18 protein-coding genes are annotated in these 20,481 nt (G+C 63.8%); 9 read left to right on the top strand and 9 right to left on the bottom strand.

Features of this window, described 5'->3' with window-relative positions; all coding sequences use genetic code 11:
- Positions 1-102: 102 nt before the first annotated feature.
- Positions 103-1,743: a Na/Pi cotransporter family protein gene (locus tag G522_RS0101135; protein WP_026789477.1), complete on the top strand. Its 1,641-nt coding sequence runs from the start codon at positions 103-105 to the stop codon at positions 1,741-1,743.
- 97 nt (positions 1,744-1,840) lie between these two features.
- Here G522_RS0101135 and G522_RS0101130 read toward each other — a convergent pair whose 3' ends face one another.
- Complete coding sequence (locus G522_RS0101130; protein ID WP_026789476.1) at positions 1,841-2,818, bottom strand: magnesium transporter CorA family protein; 978 nt, start codon at positions 2,816-2,818, stop codon at positions 1,841-1,843.
- Positions 2,819-3,065: 247 nt separating this feature from the next.
- Between G522_RS0101130 and G522_RS29870 the strand changes: the two genes are divergently transcribed.
- Together G522_RS29870 and G522_RS24990 are read left to right on the top strand one after the other, a co-directional pair.
- Complete coding sequence (locus tag G522_RS29870; protein ID WP_026789475.1) at positions 3,066-3,419, top strand: DUF2946 family protein; 354 nt, start codon at positions 3,066-3,068, stop codon at positions 3,417-3,419.
- 115 nt (positions 3,420-3,534) lie between these two features.
- Positions 3,535-4,104 carry a copper chaperone PCu(A)C gene (locus G522_RS24990; RefSeq protein WP_245586564.1) on the top strand — a complete coding sequence of 190 codons (570 nt, stop codon included), beginning with the start codon at positions 3,535-3,537 and terminating at the stop codon, positions 4,102-4,104.
- Between the two features lie 206 nt (positions 4,105-4,310).
- On the opposite strand, the gene G522_RS0101115 is transcribed toward G522_RS24990, so the two are convergent.
- From G522_RS0101115 to G522_RS0101095, 5 genes are all read right to left on the bottom strand, one after another.
- A complete protein-coding gene (locus tag G522_RS0101115) occupies positions 4,311-4,502 on the bottom strand; it encodes a hypothetical protein (protein WP_026789474.1) in 192 nt (63 codons plus the stop codon).
- 512 nt (positions 4,503-5,014) lie between these two features.
- Positions 5,015-5,944, bottom strand: a complete 930-nt coding sequence (locus G522_RS0101110; RefSeq protein WP_026789473.1) for a histone deacetylase family protein — start codon at positions 5,942-5,944, stop codon at positions 5,015-5,017.
- 103 nt (positions 5,945-6,047) lie between these two features.
- Entirely contained in the window at positions 6,048-7,037 is a 990-nt protein-coding gene (locus G522_RS0101105; protein WP_026789472.1) for an L-threonylcarbamoyladenylate synthase, read from the bottom strand.
- 89 nt (positions 7,038-7,126) lie between these two features.
- On the bottom strand, positions 7,127-7,486 hold the full coding sequence (locus G522_RS0101100) for a hypothetical protein (protein ID WP_026789471.1): 360 nt from the start codon (positions 7,484-7,486) through the stop codon (positions 7,127-7,129).
- Positions 7,480-8,094 (bottom strand): NUDIX domain-containing protein, encoded by a 615-nt coding sequence (locus G522_RS0101095; RefSeq protein WP_026789470.1) that lies wholly within the window; start codon positions 8,092-8,094, stop codon positions 7,480-7,482. Before G522_RS0101095 ends, G522_RS0101100 begins: the two co-directional genes overlap by 7 nt.
- A 94-nt stretch (positions 8,095-8,188) precedes the next feature.
- Here G522_RS0101095 and G522_RS0101090 point away from each other — a divergent pair, with 94 nt between their 5' ends.
- The 5 genes from G522_RS0101090 to G522_RS0101070 all read left to right on the top strand — a co-directional run bounded on the left by G522_RS0101090 (position 8,189) and on the right by G522_RS0101070 (position 15,632).
- Positions 8,189-8,944 (top strand): DeoR/GlpR family DNA-binding transcription regulator, encoded by a 756-nt coding sequence (locus G522_RS0101090; protein ID WP_026789469.1) that lies wholly within the window; start codon positions 8,189-8,191, stop codon positions 8,942-8,944.
- 175 nt (positions 8,945-9,119) lie between these two features.
- Positions 9,120-10,067, top strand: a complete 948-nt coding sequence (locus G522_RS30405; protein ID WP_051228003.1) for an ImuA family protein — start codon at positions 9,120-9,122, stop codon at positions 10,065-10,067.
- Entirely contained in the window at positions 9,985-11,562 is a 1,578-nt protein-coding gene (locus tag G522_RS0101080) for a Y-family DNA polymerase (protein ID WP_084632673.1), read from the top strand. Before G522_RS30405 ends, G522_RS0101080 begins: the two co-directional genes overlap by 83 nt.
- A gap of 15 nt (positions 11,563-11,577) precedes the next feature.
- The gene (locus G522_RS24980; protein WP_051227997.1) at positions 11,578-14,937 is read left to right on the top strand and encodes an error-prone DNA polymerase; all 3,360 of its coding nucleotides are present in this window, start codon (positions 11,578-11,580) and stop codon (positions 14,935-14,937) included.
- A gap of 59 nt (positions 14,938-14,996) precedes the next feature.
- Positions 14,997-15,632 (top strand): LysE family translocator, encoded by a 636-nt coding sequence (locus G522_RS0101070; protein WP_026789467.1) that lies wholly within the window; start codon positions 14,997-14,999, stop codon positions 15,630-15,632.
- Positions 15,633-15,641: 9 nt separating this feature from the next.
- On the opposite strand, the gene G522_RS0101065 is transcribed toward G522_RS0101070, so the two are convergent.
- From G522_RS0101065 to G522_RS0101055, 3 genes are all read right to left on the bottom strand, one after another.
- Positions 15,642-17,129 (bottom strand): UxaA family hydrolase, encoded by a 1,488-nt coding sequence (locus G522_RS0101065; protein ID WP_026789466.1) that lies wholly within the window; start codon positions 17,127-17,129, stop codon positions 15,642-15,644.
- 84 nt (positions 17,130-17,213) lie between these two features.
- Positions 17,214-18,683 (bottom strand): tagaturonate reductase, encoded by a 1,470-nt coding sequence (locus G522_RS24975; protein ID WP_036837542.1) that lies wholly within the window; start codon positions 18,681-18,683, stop codon positions 17,214-17,216.
- A gap of 16 nt (positions 18,684-18,699) precedes the next feature.
- The gene (locus G522_RS0101055; RefSeq protein ID WP_026789465.1) at positions 18,700-19,713 is read right to left on the bottom strand and encodes a zinc-binding alcohol dehydrogenase family protein; all 1,014 of its coding nucleotides are present in this window, start codon (positions 19,711-19,713) and stop codon (positions 18,700-18,702) included.
- 247 nt (positions 19,714-19,960) lie between these two features.
- Between G522_RS0101055 and G522_RS0101045 the strand changes: the two genes are divergently transcribed.
- Positions 19,961-20,470, top strand: coding sequence for an HXXEE domain-containing protein (locus tag G522_RS0101045; RefSeq protein WP_026789464.1), 510 nt, complete (start codon positions 19,961-19,963; stop codon positions 20,468-20,470).
- Positions 20,471-20,481: the final 11 nt, after the last annotated feature.

Genomic DNA, 20,481 nt, shown 5'->3' with positions numbered 1-20,481 from the left:
TCCCACCAATTGCTCTCTAGGTGACATTTTCAGTTGCCGAATTTGTTAGGCGGCTACCGTGTATACCGATCAAGTCAGGACGCTCCAACGGAAGCCAATGCCATGACCATCCTCAATTTCGCGGTGCAACTGCTGAGCGGGGCGATGCTGCTTCTGTTTGCGGTGCGCTTCATGCGGATCGGCATTGAGCGTCTGTGGAGCAGTCAAATCCGATCAAGCCTCAATGAGGGCTCTTCGACATTCCGTAATCTGATGACGGGCACTGGGCTTGGCTTCGTCATGCAGGGCAGCACGGCCGTCATGCTGATCGCGGCTGGGCTTGCCAGCACCGGATCGATACCCGTCGGAGTGGCCGCGACCGTCGCGCTTGGCGCCGATATGGGATCGGCGTTCGCCGTTCAGTTCCTGCAATTACCGGTCTCCGCGCTCGGACCCTTTTGCATCCTTGTGGGAGCGACGCTCTATCTGCGCTCGACGGAACCGCGACTGCGCAATTATGGACGGACCATCCTTGGTCTGGGGCTGATCTTCCTTTCACTATCGGTCATCAGGCTGAGTGTGGCCCCGCTCGCCACTTTGCCCGGAGCGAACGCGGTCGTCGATTATCTCAACAGCGATCCGATAACGGCCCTGCTTCTCGGGGGCGCGCTAACGCTCGTCATGCACTCGAGCATCGCGGCGCTTCTGGCGGCCCTGGCCTTCTCGTTTCACGCTCCGCTCGGGATCAGCGCCGGCCTGGGGCTTGTGCTGGGAGCCAATCTCGGTAGTGCCCTTCTTCCACTGTGGCTGCTCAAATATGAGAACGCCCGCAGCAAAGCGGTCGCTGGCGCGGTGGCGGGGCTGCGTTGTATCTTCGTCCTGGTATGCCTTGTCATTCTACTGGTTGCCCACTTCAGTGGTCTGATCGATCAGATCCACTTTGCCACCGGTGAGACCATGCTCGCCGGTCATCTTGGTTTTAATGCCCTTCTGCTTCTCTCCGCGCCCTTCTGCGTGCGTTTGGCGCGCGTTCTTGACCGGCGCATGGCGATGGACAAGGAGCTATTGCCTGCTGATTTGCCCATAGGGGTGGCCGACGATGTTGGTCTTGCTTTCCCGACCATCAAGCGGCAGCTCGGCAACATGCTGGAAATCGCCTCCTTGATGCTCAACGAGGCCACCGGACCCAAGCCCGATCGCGAGCGCATGGCAGGCTTGGAAAAGCGTATGAACGCCACCCTGGCCAGCATTCGGGAGATTTACGCCAAGCTACCTGCGACATGTGAAGCGGAGCTTGCCGATATCCAGCCGATCATCGACTTCGCGATCCGTCTGGAACGGTGCGGCGATGTCTTTGCCGGCAAGTTCCTGAACCTCAGGCTGGAGCAGCTCCAGGGCGAATACCAGTTCTCTGAGGAGGGAAAGGCCGAAATCGCAGCCATGGTTCAGGCCGTGCATCAAGCGGTCATTCTTGCCGAGGAAACGGCATGGACGGGGGACGTATCCACGGCACGGCGCTTGGTGCGTCACAAGCAGGCTGTCGCGGAAATGGAGAGCAGCAGCCGCGCCGCACACCTTGCTCGTCTTCGCCGCGGCGATCACCTAAGCCTCGGCTCCAGCAATCAGCACCTGGAGGTCATTGCTGCGCTGAAAGAGGTGAACTCCAAGTTCGCCACTATCGCCTATGCTGTTCTGGAAAAGCATGGTGACCTAAGAAAGTCTCGGATCAAGCCAAGCCACCCTGACCCGTCACCGGTCATTTGACGAGCAGGCAGACGGCTGTGCATCGCCAAGAGCAGACTCGCTTGGCGGGGGCGCGCATGGCAAAGCGCGACCTGTTCAGGCCGCCGCAGTTATGCCCTTACAGCCATCTTTTCCAGCGGAAGAAGCCGTAGGTGCCGACTGCTGACAGGATCATGACGGCAATACCCCAGAGATAGCCGTAGGACCAGGCGAGTTCCGGCATGTAGTGGAAGTTCATGCCGTAGAAGCTGGCGACCAGCGTCGGCGGCATGAAGATCACCGCCAGAACCGAGAAGATCTTGATGGTGTCGTTCTGCTGGATCGAGATGAGGCCAAGCGTCGCGTCGAGCAGGAAGGTGATGCGTTCCTCCTGGCCACGGCAATGGTCGGCCAGAGCGGTCACGTCGCTCTTCATCGGCTTCAGACGGGCGACGTCCTCTTTCGAATAACGCGGGCCTTCCATCTTGGCCGTGAGGAACAACAGGAGGCGGGAGAGCGAGATCAAGCTCTCCTGGAAGTGGCCGAGGCGCAGACCCTCTCGGCCGATACGCCGCAGCGAACTCTTGTAGCGGTCGCCCGACGGCGAGGCGCGTGAGTCGTCCTCGAAAACGCGACGGGCGATGGTCTCGATGCGGGCCCCCGATTGCTCGATGACGTCGGCCAGGCGGTCGATGGCCGCCTCCAGAATGGTCAACAGCGCGCCGTGCGGGGTCGTCACGTTGGCGCCGGCTGTCGTCACGTTCTTGATGGCGAGCGGGATGGTACCCGGCTCGTCATAGCGGACGGTGACGAGGTGCTTGTCAGTCAGCACAAAGGTGACGACGGTAATGCCGGGATCATTGCTGCCGGCGCGGCAGGGCAGGGCAGCTGTCAGATAGAGAACGTCGTTGGTGACCGACAGCCGACTCGACGGCTCGATCTCTTCCATCTCGGCGCGCGTCGGCAGTTCGGCCCCAATGAATTTCTCGACGGCGAGCTCTTCGGCGCGCGTCGGTGTCATCAGGTCGATCCAAAGCGTCTGCTGGTCCGGCACCAGGGTGCCGCAATTAGGGGCGTATTCGAGTTTGTCGCCGACGGGATGAAACGCGTTGAGCATGGGCGACGTCCAGAACTCTGGCCTTCGCGAGGCCGGTTCGCTTGGCGATGGGCGATTCTCCGAATGCGGCGACTCCCCTCGAAAGAGGAAGGTGTCACCGTTCGCCGTTTCTCTATACGTGGGCGCGGCGGCGGTCGAGTCTTTCTCGTTGGACATTGCACCGCCAAGCCAATCTGCTAAGTGTTTTGGCGCATATGAGCCGGGGGAGGCTATGACACGCACCGGCTGGCGACGAGGGCTGGCAGACTTGGCGCGCGACGTGACGCGCGTTCTGTTCATCTATGCGCTTGTGCTGCAAGGGCTGGCGCCGCTCGCTATGATCCAGGCAGAAGCACGCGATGGCCTTAACGGGCATGGCGTTCTTTGCTCAGCAATGATGCAAACCGGCGTGGAACATCCGGCCAAAGCGCCCGTGCATGTCGTCCACGATTGCCTTTCCTGCTGCCTCGGCAGCGTTGTTGGCGTTCTGCCGACGCCGACCGAATTGCGCGAACCGGCAAGTTTCTCATGGGTGCCTACGTCCCTCACGCCGGAAGCCTTTGTCCTGCCGGCGAGAGCGGGAAGCCCGCCGCCGCAACGGGCCCCGCCCAGCCTCGCCTGACCGGACTGGTCCGCTGAGAAACGGCAGTCATCTTCTTCATCAATAGATCAAGCCCGTGCAGCGGGCACGCCGGAGCCACGGGCGACGGCCGTCAATCAATCATCGAGGTTTTCCCATGGCCCAGATTTCTCATGCTCTTCTTCGCTCCGCGCTGCTTGTCGGCCTTCTGACGTTTTTGCCTGCTGCTTCCGGGATGGCGATCGAACCGGCTGCCGCCCATGAGTTCAAGGCGGGTTCGCTCACCTTGGTGCATCCGTGGACGCGTGCGACGGCGAAGGGCGCCGAAATGGGCGGTGGTTTCGTCACCATCATCAATGCCGGTAGTGAGGCTGACCGGCTAATCGGCGGTAGCTTCGCGCTTGCCGGGCGCGCCGAAGTGCACGAGATGAAGATGGAAGGCGACGTCATGAAGATGCGGCAGCTCGAGGGTGGCCTCGAGATTCCCGCCGGCGCCACTGTCGAGCTGAAGCCCGGCTCCTACCATCTGATGTTTATGAAACTGACGGCACCCCTCGAAGCCGGCACCAAAGTGAAGGGGGCGCTCACCTTCGAAAAGGCCGGCGAGGTGCCGGTGGAATTTGCAGTCGAATCCATCAACGCCAAGGCTGGGGATCATCAGCCCGGCGGTCACGACGCCATGCCGATGGACGGCGCCGACAAGATGCACAAGACGAACGGCGGCTGATGCGCCACCGGAGGAAGTCATCCCCATAAACGTCGAAGGCCGGAGCAGCGAGCTCCGGCCTTCGACGAATTCAGTCTTGTATCAGAGGCACAAGCCCTACCTCACACGCAAAGCCATAAAGACCGGCGCGTCGAGCCTCCGAAGCAAATCTGAAAAAGGTACCGCCGGGCCGGCCACAGCATGCGCCAGCCCACGGAATCGTTCGATCAGTCCTCGTAGGAGAACATCGGCGCAGTCTGCTGGGCCGTGGTGTAGTCCTTCTGCTGCACTTGGCGACGCATCGCGCGCGCCGCAGCGTTCACCGCCGGAATGCCGATCTCATGATATTGGGCGTCGAGTTCAGTCTCGCTGCCTTGTTGGATCTGGCCCTTGTTAACAGCGTCAGCCTGTTTGACCATCTGGGTACCGTCCTACCCCGTTGCCGGGTACGTGGTTTGTCTTATGTATTCGTTCGGGAGCGTTGTGTTTAAATCACGCTTTCCACGGTCATATATTATTCCTTTGAATGCGGCTGAACAAGGGCGGGCAGCATTCATGCTGTTCGGATTTCTAACTAGGCTGGGTTAGATTTTCGACTGCGTGGCTAAAATGCGACATTTGCTTTGTCGGAACTTAAGACCAAAAGCTGATCGAGTATTTGATTGAATGCAAAGCAAATGATCATGCCAAGAAAAACTTAACCACTCATTAAGCAAAAGTTGGCCGAAGACCACGATCGCCTGCCTTCCAGCATGGCAGCGCCTGAGGAGACGGTGCTTTCATCAAGGGAGTGATGAGAAGTGTAGGCAGCCAAGACGGGGCGAGGTCGCAACGCATGGCTATGAACACTCGCGACGCGCAGGTCGGGTGGGCAATTGGAAATAAACGCCTTTTCGATTACGCCGCCGCACATGGCATTGCTCGGCGCGACTCAATGGCCCATGAGTGCCGCGACATGAGCGGCGGCCGACAGGCCGAGAGCGTCGATGTCGTAGCCGCCTTCCAGCAGAGAAACGATGCGGCCGCCACAGACTCGATCGGCGACCTCCATGACGGCGCGGGTAAGGACCCCATAATCGGCTTCGACGAGGTTGAGGTCGCCGAGGGGGTCGCGATAGTGAGCATCGAAGCCAGCCGACAGCACCAGAAGATCCGGCCGGAAGGCGTCGACGGCCGGCAGGACGGCTTCAGCCATCGCCCTGAGGACGACCTCGCCGTTAGCGCCGGCCCCCAATGGCACATTGAGAATGTTGCCGTCGATGCCGGTTTCCGATGCCTCTCCGGTGCCCGGAAACAAATGCGACTGGTGGATCGAGGCATAGAACACCGTTTTGTCGGAATAGAAGATGTTCTGCGTGCCGTTGCCATGGTGAACGTCGAAATCAACGATGGCGACGCGTTCCGCTCCGTGTGCCGTTTGGGCATGGCGGGCGGCAATGGCCGCATGGTTGAAGAAGCAGAAGCCCATGGCCTGTCGGGCGCTGGCGTGGTGACCGGGTGGACGGGCGGCGGAAAAGGCGTTGTCCACGAGGCCGGCCATCACCTCGTCGACCGCAAGGCAGGCCGCGCCGGCGGCGAGGCGTGCCGCCTCGTAAGTGCCGTTCGATAAAATGGTATCGCCGCTGATCGACATAAGTCCGTCATGCGGAGCCTGAATGCGGATGTGCTCGACATAGCCGGCGGGATGGACGCGCTGGATCTCTTCGTCGGAGACCGGCCTGGCCATGTCGCGGATCAGATTTTGAAAGGCCTCGCCCTCGAGCTGCCGCTCTATGGCGGCTATGCGTTCCGGTTGTTCGGGGTGATGTTCCGGCGCGAGGTGGTCACGATAGCGCGGGTGGCTCAGGAAAAGTGTCCGCATGCGGCCCTCTCCGGAAGGCGCCATCTGGCGTCCGTGAAAATCCTGAGACAAGAGGATGCCCCCACGGCCGCGCCGTCAAGTGGCAGGAAGGCTTAGCGTAACCTTAGCGAGGCGCCGCCGCTCGTGTCAGCCGATCGCGGATTGCCTCGCCGAGACCATGAATGGGGATGGGCGCCACGGCGATTCCGGTGATGTCGTCGCCATCGGCCCGGCGCAGCATGTCGAACAGATTGGCCGCCGCTTCTCTGAGATTGCCTGACGGGCTCAGGTTGAAGACGCGCGCTGCATCGGCTGCGCCATGGATCGAAGCGCCGCCGAAGGCGAGCAGCGCCTCACCGGGCGCGACACGGCGGGCATCGAGCCGGACCCGGGCGTTCGGGGCATAGTGGGATGCCAGCATCCCCGGCGCTATCGGTGCGGCGGACGGATCGCCCTCCGAGCGGACGATGGCAATGCCGATCGCCGCCTCGATCTCTTCCCGAGCAAGGCCACCGGGACGCAGCAGATAGGGAATATCGTCGCGGACCTGCAAAATGGTCGATTCGAGGCCCACCTCGGTGCGGCCGCCATCCAAGATCAGCGGGATGCGGCGGGACAGGTCGCCGTAAACGTGCGCGGCCGATGTGGGACTGACATGGCCGGAGGTGTTGGCGCTGGGTGCGACTATCGGTACGCCGGCAGCTTGGATCAGCGCCAGTGCCACTCGATGCGCCGGCATGCGTACGGCGAGCGTATCGAGACCGGCGGTGGCCAGTGAAGAGACCGGACAATCCGGCCGCTCCGGCAGTACCAGCGTCAGCGGGCCCGGCCAGAAGGTTTCGGCGAGCCGTCGTGACAGCGGGTCGAAGACGACCAACGTCTCAGCCATGGCGAGGCTGTCGACATGGGCAATCAGCGGATTGAAGGAAGGGCGCCCCTTGGCCTCGTAGATGGCGGCAACGGCCTGCCCCTGGGTCGCATCAGCGCCCAGGCCATAGACGGTCTCGGTCGGAAAGGCGACGAGGTCACCCTGCCGGATGTGATCGGCGGCGAGACGAATAGCTTCATCGGTCGCCGCTTCAATGCGGGCAAGTTCTGGAGAACGCTGGGGCACGGAGGATCCCGGAGAAGGAGTGTCTTGGCGGGGCGCCGGACCGGGCCTGTGTGAGACCAATCCGTGGCAACGTCAAGGCAGGGAAAGGATCAGTTTCCGACGCCTGGTACATCCTCCACCCGATAATAGACCGGAATTCCCCGCTCCTTGGCCAGGCGAACGTCGGTGTCGGCGCCTTTTGAGTCTCCTGGAAGGCGAAGAACGGCATCGCAGATGGCCAACAAGCGCTCGGCTGTCGGATAGAAGATCTGGTCGTAGAGCTCATCACCGAGCGTTTTCCCACCAGCCGACTGCCAGACGGGAAGGGCGATCCATTCGCCGATCATCGGAATGTGCCCGGTTTTGAACAGCGGCCAGGAGACTTCCTCCAGTCGGCGAAGATTGTCGGCCATCTTTTGGGGATCGTCTCCGGTTCCGGAGCGGTAGGGGCCGGCGATCAGGATCAACATGCGACGATCTCCCCGTTTTGTGCTGTTTGCGGAAAGAGGTGAAGAGCGGCGTATTGCAGGAGCATGATCGTCTTGCCGTCGCGGATGGCGCCGGATCCGATCATCGACAGCGCCTCGTCGATGCCGACTTCCAGAACGGCGATGTCTTCGCCCTCGGCCTCGTTGCCGCCACCGGACGAAGTTCTGTCGCCGGGCTCGTACTGACCAACGAAGAAGTGCAGCCGCTCGGTGACCGAGCCGGGGCTCATGAAGGCATCGAAGATGGGGCGCACGTCGCGCACGCGAAAGCCCGTTTCCTCTTCCGTCTCGGCCCGGATGCGAATTTCGGGTTCGGCATTGTCGAGGAGGCCGGCCGGCGCTTCGATCAACAGGTCGTCATGGCCATTGACGAAGGCCGGATAGCGAAACTGGCGGGTCAGGATCACGGTGCGGCGTTTCGGATCGTAGAGCAGGATTGTCGCGCCATTTCCCCGGTCGTAGGTCTCGCGCGATTGGCGCTGCCAGCTTCCATCGCTGCGCCGGAAGGAAAAGGTCGTCTTCTTCAGGACGTACCAGTCATCGGAGAGGACGGTGACGTCCTCCACGCGAACGCGATGGGCTATGCTCAAGTTCGTACCCCGGGTTTGATCGTTGCTCTGGATATGCCCTCATTTTCGTGCGATATCGTGCAGAGTCAAGTAATTTCGTGCAATCGGGGATCGCATGCTCACGTCGGAACGTAAAGCGCTGATTCAACAGATACTCAGGCAAGAGGGCCGCCTTGTCGCCAAGGAGTTCAGCCAGAAGTTGGGCGTGTCGGAAGATACGATCCGGCGCGATTTGCGCGAACTTGCCGGTGAAGGCCTGCTGCTACGCGTTCATGGAGGAGCCTTGCCGGCCTCGCCGGCTGTCGCGGATTACGAATCCCGCGAGCAGGTCGGTTCTTCGGCAAAGGCCCGGCTCGGACAGGCGGCGGCTCGCATGATCCAGCCCGGCCAGATCGTCTTTCTCGACGGCGGCACGACCAACGTACAGCTCGCCCGTCACCTTCCCCACGATCTCAAGGCGGTGGTCGTCACCCACAGTCCGAGCATCGCAGTGGAACTGGTCCGTCACCCCCTGGTGGAGGTCGAACTCATTGGCGGGCGGCTTTTCAAGCACTCCATCGTCGCGGTGGGAACGACGAGCGCCGAGGCGATCTCGCGTATTCGCGCCGATCTCTTCTTCATGGGGGCAACCGGCGTGCATCCGGAAACCGGCGTCACGACGGGGGATCGGGAAGAGGCGGCAATCAAGGCGCTGATCGCTCGTCAATCGGCGGAAACGATCGTTCTGGCAACACATGAAAAACTAGGAGCGGCGTCTCCCTACCAGATCATGCCGCTTGCCGATATCGGCACCCTGGTGACGGTGACGGGCCTTCCTGGAGAAACCTTGCGCCCGTTCAAATCCTCCGGCTTGACCCTCGTCGAGGTATGATGCTCGGCGAAGCGGCAGCCATTTCCTGAATCCAAACAGAAACATCCTGAGGGTCAGCCACAGCCCGTTCTTGACTCTTCGAAAGCCCCTTCTATACTGGAACATATAGAGAACAAAGGCCACGGAAACGGGGGTTATAACCGTGCTCGCGAGCGAGTCGACGGACAGGATTGCTATGCTTCGACGGCAGGTGGCGCAGCTGGAGCGAGCGCGCGGCCGAAGCGAGGGGTTTGCCGATCCTGCCGCGGCGGAAGAACTGGCTGGCGTGCCGGTGCACGATATGGCGCCCACCGTTGGCCGTGCCGCGCCGATGTCGGTCTTTCGGAGCGGGCGGGCGGCAAACGCCTGGGCAGGACCGGAGACGACGGCGGTTGCCTTCGGCCATCCCGAGGTTGACGCGGCGACGGGCGGTCTCAAGCGTGGCGCGCTCCATGATGTCAGTCCGGCAGGTGCCCCCGACATGGCGGCAGCGACGGGCTTTGCCCTGGCATGTGCGGGGCGGCTCCTGGCGGCGGCCGGGCGGGATAGTCTCTGGCTCTGGGTGCGGGCTGAAATGGCCGGCCGCGAGGCGGGCGAGCCCTACGGCCCAGGGCTTGCCGCCTTTGGCCTTGATCCTTCGCGCCTTATCGCGGTGACGGCCAGCGATACTGCCGATGTACTGCGCGCTGCCGAGGAGGGGCTTGCTGCCCGTGCCTTCGCGGCGGTGGTGATCGAGCCGTTCGGCGATGACCGCCGCCTCGACCTGACGGCCTGCCGCCGCCTGTCGCTGATCGCCGATGGTGGCCGTTCCACGGGAATTTTGCTCAGGACTGGCGGTGCCCCGGGCCCGACCAGCGCCGTCACGCGATGGCGCGTCGCAGCCGCCCCCAGCGGCGGCGGCGCACATCCTGGAAACCCGGTTTTTGCGGCGGATCTCGCCCGTAATCGTCTTGGTCAGGTTGGCATGTGGATGATGGAGTGGCGTACCGATGAGCAATCCTTCCGAGCCCCGCGCGGCGGGTCCCAAGCCGAAGGACCCGCCTCTCTGGCAATCCCGCTATCTGGTCGCCTGGCTGCCGCATCTGGCGACCGATCGCCTCGCCCGACTGGATCGGCAACGGTCGTTTCCTTCCGCAACCGCTGAGGGCGTGGCGCACCTACCCATGGTGCTGATGGCCAAACATCGCGGCGCCGCGCGTCTTGCTCATGTCGACGGACAGGCGGTGCGGCTCGGATTGCAGCCGGGGCTCGGCCTTGCCGACGCCCGTGCCCGCGTGCCTGGCCTCGACGTGCGTGCCGCCGATCCGGAAGCCGACGCGGCCTTCCTCGATCGGCTGTGCGACTGGGCGCAGCGCTATACGCCGCTCGCCGGTCGCCGCATCGGCACGTCGTCCGTCGACCCGGAGTTTCCTTATCCCGAGGATTTCACGCTGGTGCTCGACATTGCCGGCTGCGCCCATCTGTTCGACGGCGAGGAAGCTTTGGCTGCCGACATGGCGCAGCGGCTCGAACGGCAAGGCCTGACAGTCACCATCGGCATTGCCTCGACCATCGGTGCCGCCCACGCGCTGGCCGCTTTCAGACGGGGTGGAAGGCTGCAAGCCGGCGAGGAGCGGCGTGCGCTGGCCGGCCTGCCGGTGGCGGCGCTACGGCTCGATGCATCCACCGTCGACGCGCTTGCCCGTGTTGGCCTGAAGCGCATCGGCGACCTCATAGACGCCCCGCGCGCGCCGCTCACCGCCCGCTTCGGCCGCCCCGTGCTCGTCCAGCTCGACCGGGCGCTGGGGCTCGCCGAGGAAACCTTATCGCCGCGGCTGCCGGTCGCGCCTTATTGCGCCGAGCGGCGCTTCTTCGAGCCGATCACCCGTCAGGAAGATGTGCGCGCCGTGGCCCTGTCGCTGATCGGCGCGCTGGCCGAACGGCTGGAGGCGGCCGGCGAGGGGGCGCTGCGTCTCCGCCTCAGCCTCTGGCGGGTCGATGGCGCTCTCTCTCACATCGAAGCGGGCCTCAGCCGGCCGAGCCGCGAAGCGACGGTGATGCAGGACATTCTCTGCCGTCGGCTCGACAGCCTCGCCGAGGAGTTCGATGCCGGCTACGGCTTCGATTGCGTCACCGTTGCCGTCACCGAGACGAGCCGCCGCGAGGCTGTGGCGCTGTCGCTCGCCGGCCCCGACATGGCGCTGGAGTTGACACGTTTCGTCGATCGAGTCGGCGCCCGCATCGGCCGGGGGCGGGTGCGGCGGCTCAAAGCCCACGCGAGCCATATTCCCGAGCAGGCGAGCCGCGCCGTGCCGGCCCACATGGCGGGGGAGGGCAACGCCTTTGCAACCAAGGTACTGCCCGGCGACCCGCCGGAACGGCCGATCCGTCTGTTCGCCCATCCAGAGTTGGTGGAAGCGATGGCCTCGGTGCCGGATGGTCCGCCGCTCCGTTTCCGCTGGCGACGCGTTACGCACGAGGTGAAGCGCGCCGAGGGGCCGGAACGGATCGCCGGCGAGTGGTGGCGGCAGGAAGCGCCGACACGCGATTATTTCCGGGTCGAGGATGCCGAGGGGCGACGCTTCTGGATGTTCCGAGAAGGCCTCTTTCAGGTCGAAACCACTCATCCGCGCTGGTTCGTGCACGGACTGTTTGCCTGAGGAGTGGAGGTGATCATGAGCGCTTATGCCGAGCTTGCCGCTGCTACCAACTACTCCTTCCTGCGCGGTGCCTCCCATCCCCTGGAGATGGTGGGAACGGCCGGTCAGCTTGGTTATGCCGGCATCGGCATCGCCGACCGCAACACGCTGGCCGGCGTGGTGCGCGCCCATGTGGCGGCCAAGGAATATGGCGTGCGGCTTGCCGTCGGTTCCCGTCTCGTCTTCACCGATGGCACGCCGGACCTTCTCGCCTATCCCAAGGATCGCGCCGCCTACGGCCGGCTCTGCCGGCTGCTCACCAACGGCAACCGGCGAGCCGAAAAAGGCGACTGCATTCTGACGGTTGCTGATCTCAAGGAGTTTTCGGAAGGGCTCAGGTTGATCGTCGTGCCGCCGCGCCGCCTGCTGCCGGCCTTCAGTGCTCAGGTGAAGAAGCTCGCTGCCGATTTGCACGACCAACTTTGGCTCGGCATCACCATGCCGCGGCTTGGCGACGATCGTCGGCGGCTTGCCGCCTTCGCGAAATTGGCCAAGTCGACCGACTTGCGGTCAATCGCCCTTGGCGATCCGCTCTATCATACCCCGGAGCGACGGCCGCTGCAGGACATCGTCACCTGCATCCGCGAGCATGTCACCATCGACGAGGCCGGCTTCCGCCTCGAACAGAATGCCGAACGCCACCTCAAGCCACCGGAAGAAATGGAGCGGCTGTTTGCCGACCTGCCACAGGCGGTGAGCGAAACGGTACGCTTCCTCGACGGGCTCGACTTCTCGCTCGATCAACTCCGCTACGAATACCCCCGCGAGTCCTTTGTTGGCTACGACACGGCGGCCGAAGCTCTGGTGGCGCTGATAGAGGAGGGGGTTCGGCGACGCTTCCCGGACGGAGTTGACGATCGGATCCGCAAGACCATCGAGCATGAACTCGCCATCATCGCCACGCTCGAATATGAGCCCTATTTCCTCACTGTCTACGATATCGTCCGCTTCGCACGATCGAAGCGTATCCTCTGCCAGGGGCGCGGATCGGCCGCCAATTCCGTCGTCTGCTATTGCCTTGGAATTACCGATGTCGACCCCAGGCGCGGTGAGCTTCTGTTCGAGCGCTTCATCTCGGTCGAGCGGGGCGAGCCGCCGGATATCGACGTCGATTTCGAGCATGGCCGGCGCGAGGAGGTGATCCAATACATCTATGAGCGCTACGGTCGGGAGAAGGCTGGCATCGCTGCCACGGTGATCACCTATCGCGGCCGCAGCGCCGTGCGCGAGGTGGGTAAGGTGTTCGGTCTCACCGATGACGCGGTGACGGCGCTGTCCGGTTCGGTCTGGGGCTCGCCATCGAAGGGACTGAAGGACGACGACGCCCGCCGCACCGGTTTCGATCCCACAGAGAAACGCCTTGCCATGGTGCTGCAATATGCCCGCGAACTCTCTGGCTTTCCGCGCCATCTCAGCCAGCACGTCGGCGGTTTCGTGCTGACGGCGGGCCGGCTCGACGAAGCGGTGCCGATCGGCAACGCCGCCATGGCCGATCGCACCTTCGTCGAGTGGGACAAGGACGACCTCGACGCGCTCGGCATGCTGAAGGTGGATGTGCTTGCCCTGGGCATGCTGACAGCGCTGGCCAAGGCGCTGAAGATGCTCGGGGAGCATTACGACCGGCACTGGACGCTCGCCAGCCTGCCGGCCGAGAAGAAGGCGGTCTACGCCATGATCCAGCGCGCCGATACGCTCGGCGTCTTCCAGATCGAAAGCCGGGCGCAGATGAGCATGCTGCCGCGCCTGAAGCCGGCCAATTATTATGACCTCGTCATTGAAGTGGCCATCGTCCGTCCCGGCCCCATCCAGGGCAATATGGTGCATCCCTATCTCAGACGACGACAGGGCCTCGAAAAGCCGAAGTATCCCGAACCATCACCCGAACATGGCCCGAAGGATGAACTGGAGCAGGTGCTCGGCAAGACGCTGGGCGTACCATTGTTCCAGGAGCAGGCGATGCGTATCGCCATCGTCGCCGCCGGCTTCACGCCGGGCGAGGCGGACAAACTCCGGCGCGCCATGGCCACCTTCCGCCGCATGGGCACCATCAAAACCTTCCGCGACAAGATGGTGGAGGGCATGGCCGGGCGCGGCTACGACCGCACCTTTGCCGAGAATTGCTTTCGCCAGATCGAGGGTTTCGGCGACTATGGTTTTCCCGAGAGCCACGCCGCGAGCTTCGCGCTGCTGGTCTACGCCTCGGCTTTCATTAAATGCTATTACCCCGATGTTTTCGCCGCTTCGCTGCTCAATGCCCAGCCGCTCGGTTTCTACGCGCCGGCCCAGATCGTCCGCGATGCACGCGACCATGGCGTCACCGTACGGCTGCCGGATATCAACCTCTCGGAGTGGGACGCGACACTGGAGCCGGGCGCGCCGGAAGTGACCCCGCATCCGCGCCACGCCTCGATGGCAGGTCGGATACTGACGACGCATGCCCTCCGCCTCGGTTTCCGTGAGGTGAATGGCCTCAAGGAGGCGGATGGCCGACTGATCGCCGAGCGTCGGGGCGGGGGATACGATTCCATCCGCGACGTCTGGCTCCGAACCGGCTTGCCGAGTTCGACACTGGAACGGCTTGCCGACGCCGATGCCTTCGCCTCGCTCGGTCTTAGCCGCCGCGATGCGCTGTGGGTGGTGCGTGGTCTTGGCCGATCCGGCGACAAGGACGACCTGCCGTTGTTCCTGGCAGCCGAAGAGGCCGGGCGCGAGATTGAGCCGGACATGCATCTGCCACCCATGCCGCTAGGCGAAGAAGTGGTGATGGATTATCGCCATCTCCGGATGTCGCTGCGCGCCCACCCGGTGAGCTTCCTGCGCTCCCATCTCGATCGTTTGCGCGCCATGCCTTGCGACGATCTGACGCGCACCGCCGATGGTCGCCGTGTCACCGTGGCGGGCCTCATCGTGGTGCGCCAGCGGCCAGGCACCGCCAAAGGCACCATCTTCCTGACCCTTGAGGACGAGACCGGCATCGCCAACATCATTGTCTGGGCGAAGGTGTTCGAGGCGCACCGGGCCATCGTGCTGGGCTCGCGCATGGTGTCGGTCACCGGCCGCATGCAGTCGGAGAGTGGCGTCATCCACGTGGTGGCCGATCGCATCGTCAACCTGACGCATCTGCTCGGCCATCTCGCGGCCGATGATGTGGCGGCCGCGTTGACGCCGCCCGGCGAAGCGGTACGCGCCACCGATAAGGGCGGTGGGCTCCCCGATCTCATCGATCAGGTGCCGCGTCCGGCCAACGCACCGTTGCCGCTCGAACCGGAAGTGGCCGCCGATCTCGACGTGCCTGCCCGGGCGACGCGGCACGTGCCGGCCCGGCGGCGGGCGTAAGACGCGTGCATCGTCGCTGCTGAGCCTGTAAACCAGAGGCTCATGGCATGAGGATAGACATGTTGGGTTATGACTGGACGCACTGGGCGACCTTTTTCACAGCGGCCTTCCTGTTGAACGTGTCGCCGGGGCCGGACATCGCCTTCATCCTGGGGCATACGGCGCGCGGCGGCCGTCGGCAGGGGCTTGCCGCCATGTTCGGCCTATGGGCCGGTGCCTTCTGTCACGTGCTGTTCGCCGCCATCGGCCTGTCGGCCATCGTCGTCACCTCGGCCGCCGCCTTCTCGCTGGTGAAGTGGGCCGGTGTCGCCTATCTCGCCTACCTTGGCATCTCAGCCCTGCGGTCGAAGGCGAGCGCCTTCAACGTCGAGGCAGCGCTGGCCGAGAGTCGCCTGTCCGCCGTCTTTCTGCAAGGCATGTTGGTCGACATCCTCAATCCCAAGGTGGCGATCTTCTTTCTCGCCTTCCTGCCGCAGTTCGTCGTCGACGGTGCCGGACCGGTGCCGCTGCAACTCCTGCTGCATGGCATCCTGATCATCGTCGTCGCCGCCATCGTGGAACCACTGGTGGTACTCGGTGGCGCTTGGCTGACGGCGAGGCTGCGCGCCAGCAATCGGCTCGCCTTATGGCTCGACCGCTCGTTGGGCGCGCTGTTTCTCGGCCTCGCTGCAAAACTCGCCGCCTTGCAGCGGTAAGGGGTCACCTCAGAGGGTGACGCCCGTTTTGAAGATGACGATTTCGCCGATATCGTTGGTTTCGTTTCGGGTGGGTTTGCCGGAGGCGACGGCGAGGACGGCCTCTGCGAAGCTGTCGCGGAGACCTGATACGGTGGTCTCGCCGGTGGCGATCGGGCCGGCATCGAAGTCGATCCAGTGCGGCTTGCGGCTGGCAAGGTCGCTGTTGGTGGCGATCTTCATGGTCGGCACCACGCCACCGAGCGGCGTGCCGCGGCCGGTGGTGAACAGCACCATGTGGCAGCCGGAGGCGGCCAGCGCGGTGACCGCGACACCGTCATTGCCCGGAGCCGATAGAAGATTGAGGCCGGGCTTCTTGACCTTGCCGGTATAGCCGACCACGTCGCGCACGGTGGAGAGGCCGGCCTTCTGGGTGCAGCCGAGCGACTTCTCTTCGAGCGTCGAGATGCCGCCATCCTTGTTGCCCGGCGACGGGTTCTCGTAGATCGGCTGGTTGTTGTCGACATAGTAGCGCTTGAAGTCGTTGATGAGCGTCACCGTCTTGTCGAACACCTCGCGGTTTTCCGCCCGCTCCATCAGCATCTGTTCGGCGCCGAACATCTCCGGCACCTCGGTGAGCACCGTGGTGCCGCCGATACCGGTCAGCCAGTCGGAGAAGGCGCCGAGCAGCGGGTTGGCGGTGATGCCCGAGAAGCCGTCCGAGCCGCCGCACTTGAGACCGATCCTGAGCCGGTCGGCACCCACTTCGGTGCGCTTGTCCTCTTTCATCTTCGCCGTCAGCTCGCGGCAGATGGCCAGCGCCTCAGCCATCTCGTCGCCGGCCTCCTGGCTGGTCAGGAAGCGGACGCGGTCGGGATCGGGCAGCTCCAGCCCCTGCTTGAAGTAGGCCTTGGTGTTGTTCTCGCAGCCGAGACCCAGCACCAGCACGCCACCGGCATTGGGATGGGCCACATAGTTCTGCAGGATGCCGCGCGTGTTGGCCAGATCATCGCCGAGCTGGGAACAGCCATAGGGATGGCTGAGGACGGTGACCTTGGAACCCTCCGGCAGCATGCCTTGCTTCTCCACCGCCTTGGCGATGTTGTCGGCAAGGCCGTTGATGCAGCCGACCAGCGGCACGATCCACAGGTCATTGCGGATGCCGATGTCGCCGTTCACCCGCTCGTAGGCCGAGATGGTCGGCACCGGGCCGCCGTTCTGCGGACGGGCCGCGACATTGCCGGCGTAGCTGTACTCCAGGATGTCGCCGAGCGCGGTCTTGAGATTGTGGACGTGGACGTGCGCCCCCTTGGCAATCGCCTCGCGGGCAAGGCCGATCACCGCGCCATATTTGATCACCTTCTCACCCACGGCGATGTCGCGCAGGGCGAACTTGTGCGCCTGCGGCACATCATCGAGCAGCGTCAGGGAGAAGGCGGGGATCGCCGTGCCCTTGGCGAGCGGTTCGAGGGCAACGGCAACGCTATCGTCCGGATGGATCTTGAGAACGCGCGGCATGGCTCTCATCCTGAAATCTGAGGCAAGGGAACCGGCGCCGCGACAGCGCCGGTCTTTGACATATGGGGGCGACAAGCCGCCCCGTCAGCGGGCGTCGATCAGCGCGCCCAACCGTTCGAAGGTCATTGGCTGCTGGGTCAGCGCCGTAAAGTCGGCAAGCACGGCTGCTCGGAGCGCCGGCGTATCGATCGACTTGCCCCAGAAAGCAGTCTCGCCGAGATAGGCCGAGACCATCGCCTCGCGGCCCTTGGCACTGCTGTCGTCGAGCGCGCCGATCGCCTTGACCTTGTCGACGATCTCGGCGGCGTCGCGCGGTGGGTAGGCATCCGATCCCTTGAAGCGACCGAGATAGAACGCCAACCAGGAAGCGAGCGACAGCGTCAGAAGCGGCGCCGGTTTGCCGTGGCGATCCATATAGGCCGTGAGGCGGTCGAGATCGCGCGTCTGGTATTTGACAAGGCCGTTCAACGAGATGTCGTACCAGAGGTGGCGGATATATGGATTGGCAAAGCGGCGGAGCACCGCATCGGCAAAGGCCTTGAGCTCATCCTTGGGCAGCGTCAGGAAGGGGATGACTTCCTCGGCGAGCAGCCGGTCGAGGAACTTGGCACCGACCGGCGTGGTCACCGCCTCGCCCACCGTCTCGACGCCGGAGATCAGGCTCAAGGCACAGAGCGCGGTGTGCGCCCCATTGAGGATCGCCACCTTGCGCGCCTTGTAGGGCGTGGCATCCGGCACGACGACAGTTTGCTGATCATGCGCGGCGAGCGGCAGGCGCAAGTCCGGCTGACCAGGCTTCTGTTCGATGACGAAGAAGTGGAACAGCTCGCCGGTGGTCATGAAGCGGTCGGAGTAGCCGAGCTCTTGCTCGATGGCTTCCGCGTCGGCCTTGGGGTAGCCCGGCACGATGCGGTCGACCAGCGTGTTGTAGAAGGCGTTGGCCTCCTTCACCCAGGCGATGAACGCCGGCTCGAGGCCCCACTCCTCGGCGTGCTGCAGCACGATGCGGCGGAGTTCGTCGCCGTTGTGGTCGATCAGTTCGCAGGCGATCATCTGCCAGCCGGCGTCGGCCTTGCCGGCGAACGCCGTCCAGCGCTCGTGCAACAGGCGCGTCATCTTGGCCGGGAAGGACGCCTGAGGCGCGTCGTCATACTTGACCGTCGGCACATAGGCGATGCCGGCGTCGGTGGTGTTGGAGATGACGACGGTGATCTCCGGCGAGCGGGCCAGCTCAAGCACTTCGTCCCAGTGCTGATAGGCACCGATTTCCTTCAGCACCGAGCCGACGACCCGCGCCTCCGATACCTTGCTGCCATCGTCGGCCACGCCACGCGACAGCACTGTGTAGAGACCGTCCTGTTCGTTCAGCCAATGTGGGTTGCCGCCGGCGATGGGACGGACGACGATCACACCCCAATCGAGGCCGCCGGCCTCGTTCATGCGATCGATCTTCCAGTCGACAAAAGCGCGCAGGAAATTGCCCTCGCCCCATTGCAGAATGCGGGCCCGCGGCCGGGGGCGGCCGTTGAGGGCAGAAGCGTCGATGGTCTTCATGATGGATTCCTCGCCCTCAGCACTCGATCAAGATCTTCAGCGTCGAAGCGCGCGCCTCGGTCCAGTAGGGCAGGGCCTTGTCGGCTTCCTTGAAGGGAAACACTTTGGAGATCAGATCATCGGGGGAATGGTCGAGCCCTTCGAGATAGGCGATCACGGCCCGGAAGTCGTGGATGGTGGCGTTACGGGAGCCGTGGATGTCGAGCTCCTTCATGTTGAAGTACTTGGTGTCGTAGGTGACCGGCGCCTTGGAATAGCCGATGTAGACGACACGGCCGGCAAAGCAGGCGAGATCGATCGCCTGGGTAAAGGTCGCTGGCAGGCCGACCGCCTCGATCACCACGTCGGCGCCGTCGCCGCCGGTGATCTCGTTCACCCGGGCCACCACGTCGTCCTTGCCGGCATCGATGGCATGTTTGGCGCCATACTTCAGCGCCATCGCCGTCTTGTCGCCAAGATCGACGGCGATCACCTCGGCGCCGCGCGCCACCGCGCCGGCCACCGCGCCCATGCCGATCATGCCGCAGCCGATCACCACCACCCGATCACCGGCTTCGACACGGCCACGATCCACCGCGTGGAAGCCCACCGACAGCGGCTCGACCAGCGCCAGATGGCGCGGCGCCAGCGTGTCGTTGAGGATCAGCTTGCCGTAGGGAAGCACGATCTTCTCGGCGAGGCCGCCTTCCTGCTGGACACCCAGCGTGCGGTTGTAGCGGCAGGCGTTGACGCGACCCTTGCGGCAGGACGAGCATTTACCACAGGCCGTATAGGGTACGACGATGACGCGCTTGCCGGGCGCATACTCGGACGGCACGTCCGCGCCGACGCAGACGATCTCGGCGCCGATCTCGTGGCCGGGAATGCGCGGCAGGCTGACCAGCGGATTGAGGCCTGAAAATGTGTTGAGATCGCTGCCGCAAAGCCCGACGTGCTTGACCGAGATCAGCACTTCGCCGGCCCCGCCTACCGGCTCCGCAATCTCGTGAAACGAGTTCGCTCCCGCACCGTCGATTTTCAAAGCCCGCATGACCCATCCTCCCGGTGAGGCGCGGTCTGCCGATATTTGTTTTCGGCCTACGCCTCTTTGTCTATTATCGATATCTAGACAAACTGGCTTTGGATTGTCAAAGCGTATTTTGGACTGATGGGGGCCGGCAGCCTCGTTCCAGCGGCGTATTCGCAGCGTCGCCTAGGCCGTGTTATGATCGATCGACACTGACGAGACCGCCGCCGCCTTCTCCCAGTCGTCGGCGAGTTCGGTAAGGAGGTGCGCCATGACACCTGCTGTGCTCTACTGGCTCTTCGCGCTGGCCTTTACAGTTCATAACATTGAAGAAGGGCTCTTTCTGCCGGCCTATACAGCCGACAAATCGCGCCTCGCCGGCCGTGTGACGCCATTCGCCCTGCGCTTTGCCTTGGTGATCCTGACCGCCGCTTTGTATGTGATCGCCGCATTCGCGGCTGCCGGCAATCATCTCGCCGTTCAGCTCCTGGCCGGGGTTGCCGCCGTCATGGTGGTCAACGCCATGATCCCGCATCTGACGTTGACCTTGATTTTCCGTCGCTACGCGCCAGGCACCGGAACGGCGATCTGCCTCGTGGTGCCGCTGTCGCTGCTCGTCATCATCAACGGCCTTGCGGCGGAGGCGCTCACCCCGCGCAGTCTGCTTTTTGCTACGATCGCAGTGGCTCTGGCGTTGCTTTTGGCCATTCCTTCGCTGTTCTGGGCGGGCCATTACGCCGAGCGGCGTTTGCCTGGGCTCTCGGCCGGCGGAACGATATAGCCTTCGCCTGT

This window comes from Pleomorphomonas oryzae DSM 16300, from assembly GCF_000422965.1.
GTDB classification, from domain to species: Bacteria; Pseudomonadota; Alphaproteobacteria; order Rhizobiales; family Pleomorphomonadaceae; genus Pleomorphomonas; species Pleomorphomonas oryzae.
This window is presented reverse-complemented; position numbering and strand designations above follow the sequence as displayed.